A 2,083-nucleotide genomic window follows, 5' to 3' on the forward strand; every position below is an offset into this window, starting at 1 on the left:
GCAGTAATTACCCCAGTTTTTTGAATGCGATCGAAGATTGCTCCGGCAAGGCTAGAATGGTTACTGGTGAGGGTTAAAGCTACTGTCATCGTCATGACGGCAAGTGTACGCTTCATTTTTTTTCCTAATCTGAAAGTGGCTCAAGTCTGGGACTGTTTCAGGAGACTGAGAGTTTCCCAGAGGAAGATTTTTTAGCGGCGATTGCTGGGGACAAAAAAAGAGGAGAGATGTTACTCTCTCCCCCTTTTAGTTTTTTGGACAACATTTTAAATTGTTTTTTCAGTTGTCGCTGTCGGGCCGAACCACCCTTGCCTTTGTCGTTACGTCCCTGACGGCGGGGGGACTCCCATCGCTTAAGTCGCATAGTCTTTAATTCCAATTTAGTCAGTTATCTGTATTGTAACAGGGTTAGCGTCAGTTTGGGTTAAGGAATTGAAACTGTGACAACTCAGGCTCTCTGTCACCCTGTGAGATGCCGAACTCTAGTTAACCAACCTTAAACACTCACCCCTTCCCAATAGACCTCGACCTAATATTATCTCAAGACCAAAAGTCTTTCTAGTTAAGGAATCTACCCGAATAAAAATTATTTTAATTGCCTCATATTTTTTCAGTGAAATTGAATTAGCAACGATAGATATACATTTCAGCTATCGAACTACTTAATTAGTATATAGGCTAAAAGCAAGCTGTGACTGGGTTATAATTTTTGAAGATGTCTAATTCATAATTCATAATTCATAATTCCCACGTCCACCTAATTAGTATTTTCCTATGCTTAGTCAGCAACTTTGGCACAGCCATCAAGATCTAGTACAAGCTTGCCTCGAACACCCTTTTGTGCGAGGTATCGCCACAGGAGAGCTTAAACGGGACTGTTTTGCTTTTTATGTCGGTCAGGATGCTTTTTTTCTGGAATCTTTCGCCCGTGCTTACAGTATCGCCGCCGCTAAAGCTCCCGATTGGCAGGGATTTACTAGCTTTCATCGGTTAGCGGCAGGGGTATTAAAGGAATTAGAATTACACGAAAATTACGCTTTACAGTGGGGGGTTGACCTGAGAAAGGTTCAGCCCGCTAATGCCACCCGTCGCTATCGGGATTTTCTTCTCGCTACCGCTTGGATGGGTGACATCGGTGCGATTGCCGTGGTGATGAGTCCCTGTATGCGTCTTTATGCTTATCTAGGCCAACAATTAGCCCTAGAGCCGATTTCTGAGAATCCCTATCAAGCTTGGATTGATAGTTATAGTGGGGATGAATTCGCAGCTTTAGCAAGCCAGTTAGAGGAATTAGCGGATAAATACGCCCTGATGACGGAAAATATCTCTTTATCCTATCGTTATGCCCTTAGTTGTGAACTGGATTTCTTTAGTGCCGCCTACAGCCGGGGCAAATCTTAAAGTTTTCCCGTCATAATGTTAAGAAATATAAATAACGCTAAGATTAAGGTAAGCAAAATCGTCATTATAAAAATAATGTTTCCTTCGCAACCCACCGAAAACGAACTCCTGAAAACTATCTTGGAACCTCTACTAGAGGATTTCACCCATTGGTTTTCCCGTTCCCGTCTCCTCCTCGAATCCGAGAGATTATCCTTTCTCAGCATTGAGGAACAAGACGATTTATTAGCAAGAGTCAAAAACGCCCAACAGGAGGTGGCCACGGCTTATTTACTCTTTAAAACCACGGGTGGTCAGGTGGGTATCGAGGCTAAGATGTTGTTGCCTTGGCATCAGTTGGTGGCAGAGTGTTGGGGTGTCAGCAGTCGTCGTCGTCGATTACAGGGTTGGGGAGAATATCAATCTCCTCAAACTGACGCTTAACCTGAAACTTTTTGGTAAGCTAGAGAGTTAAGCGAATTTTTAGCATAAAGTTTTGGCAATTAGGAATATTCACACATAATTCATGGGAGACTCGGCCAATGTTACATCTGCTCTATATCCTCGCCTTCACAGTTATCGCTTTTTTGACCATTAATAATTTAATTCGGAGTCTGATTACTGTCAGCATGGATTCCCAGAAACGTCCTGCTAAATCGGCTAATTCCTATAATCCCTACGGTTATCCCATGACTTCCCATCC

Annotated in this window: 4 protein-coding genes and 1 pseudogene; 3 read left to right on the plus strand and 2 right to left on the minus strand. The window is 43.0% G+C overall.

Features of this window, described 5'->3' with window-relative positions; genetic code table 11:
• Both PX484_RS16775 and PX484_RS16780 read right to left on the minus strand, forming a co-directional pair.
• Positions 1-116: pseudogene (locus PX484_RS16775) on the minus strand (amino acid ABC transporter substrate-binding protein); the annotation flags it as partial.
• A 41-nt stretch (positions 117-157) separates the two neighbouring features.
• The gene (locus PX484_RS16780; protein WP_002732891.1) at positions 158-364 is read right to left on the minus strand and encodes a hypothetical protein; all 207 of its coding nucleotides are present in this window, start codon (positions 362-364) and stop codon (positions 158-160) included.
• 410 nt (positions 365-774) lie between these two features.
• Between PX484_RS16780 and PX484_RS16785 the strand changes: the two genes are divergently transcribed.
• The 3 genes from PX484_RS16785 to PX484_RS16795 all read left to right on the plus strand — a co-directional run.
• Positions 775-1,401 (plus strand): TenA family protein, encoded by a 627-nt coding sequence (locus PX484_RS16785; protein ID WP_287766083.1) that lies wholly within the window; start codon positions 775-777, stop codon positions 1,399-1,401.
• Positions 1,402-1,416: 15 nt separating this feature from the next.
• Positions 1,417-1,824, plus strand: coding sequence for a DUF2605 domain-containing protein (locus PX484_RS16790; protein ID WP_002801381.1), 408 nt, complete (start codon positions 1,417-1,419; stop codon positions 1,822-1,824).
• A gap of 98 nt (positions 1,825-1,922) precedes the next feature.
• The coding region (locus tag PX484_RS16795; protein ID WP_288104837.1) for a DUF2973 domain-containing protein at positions 1,923-2,083 on the plus strand (161 nt) is incomplete at its 3' end.

This window comes from Microcystis sp. M49636_WE2, from assembly GCF_030065375.1.
Taxonomy (GTDB): Bacteria; Cyanobacteriota; Cyanobacteriia; order Cyanobacteriales; family Microcystaceae; genus Microcystis; species Microcystis aeruginosa_C.

What these genes read in the sequence shown, in the direction of transcription:
- PX484_RS16785 (WP_287766083.1), top strand. Translation starts at nt 775, where the DNA reads ATGCTTAGTCAGCAACTTTGGCACAGCCATCAAGATCTAGTACAAGCT.
- PX484_RS16780 (WP_002732891.1), bottom strand. Translation starts at nt 364, where the DNA reads ATGCGACTTAAGCGATGGGAGTCCCCCCGCCGTCAGGGACGTAACGAC.
- PX484_RS16790 (WP_002801381.1), top strand. Translation starts at nt 1,417, where the DNA reads ATGTTAAGAAATATAAATAACGCTAAGATTAAGGTAAGCAAAATCGTC.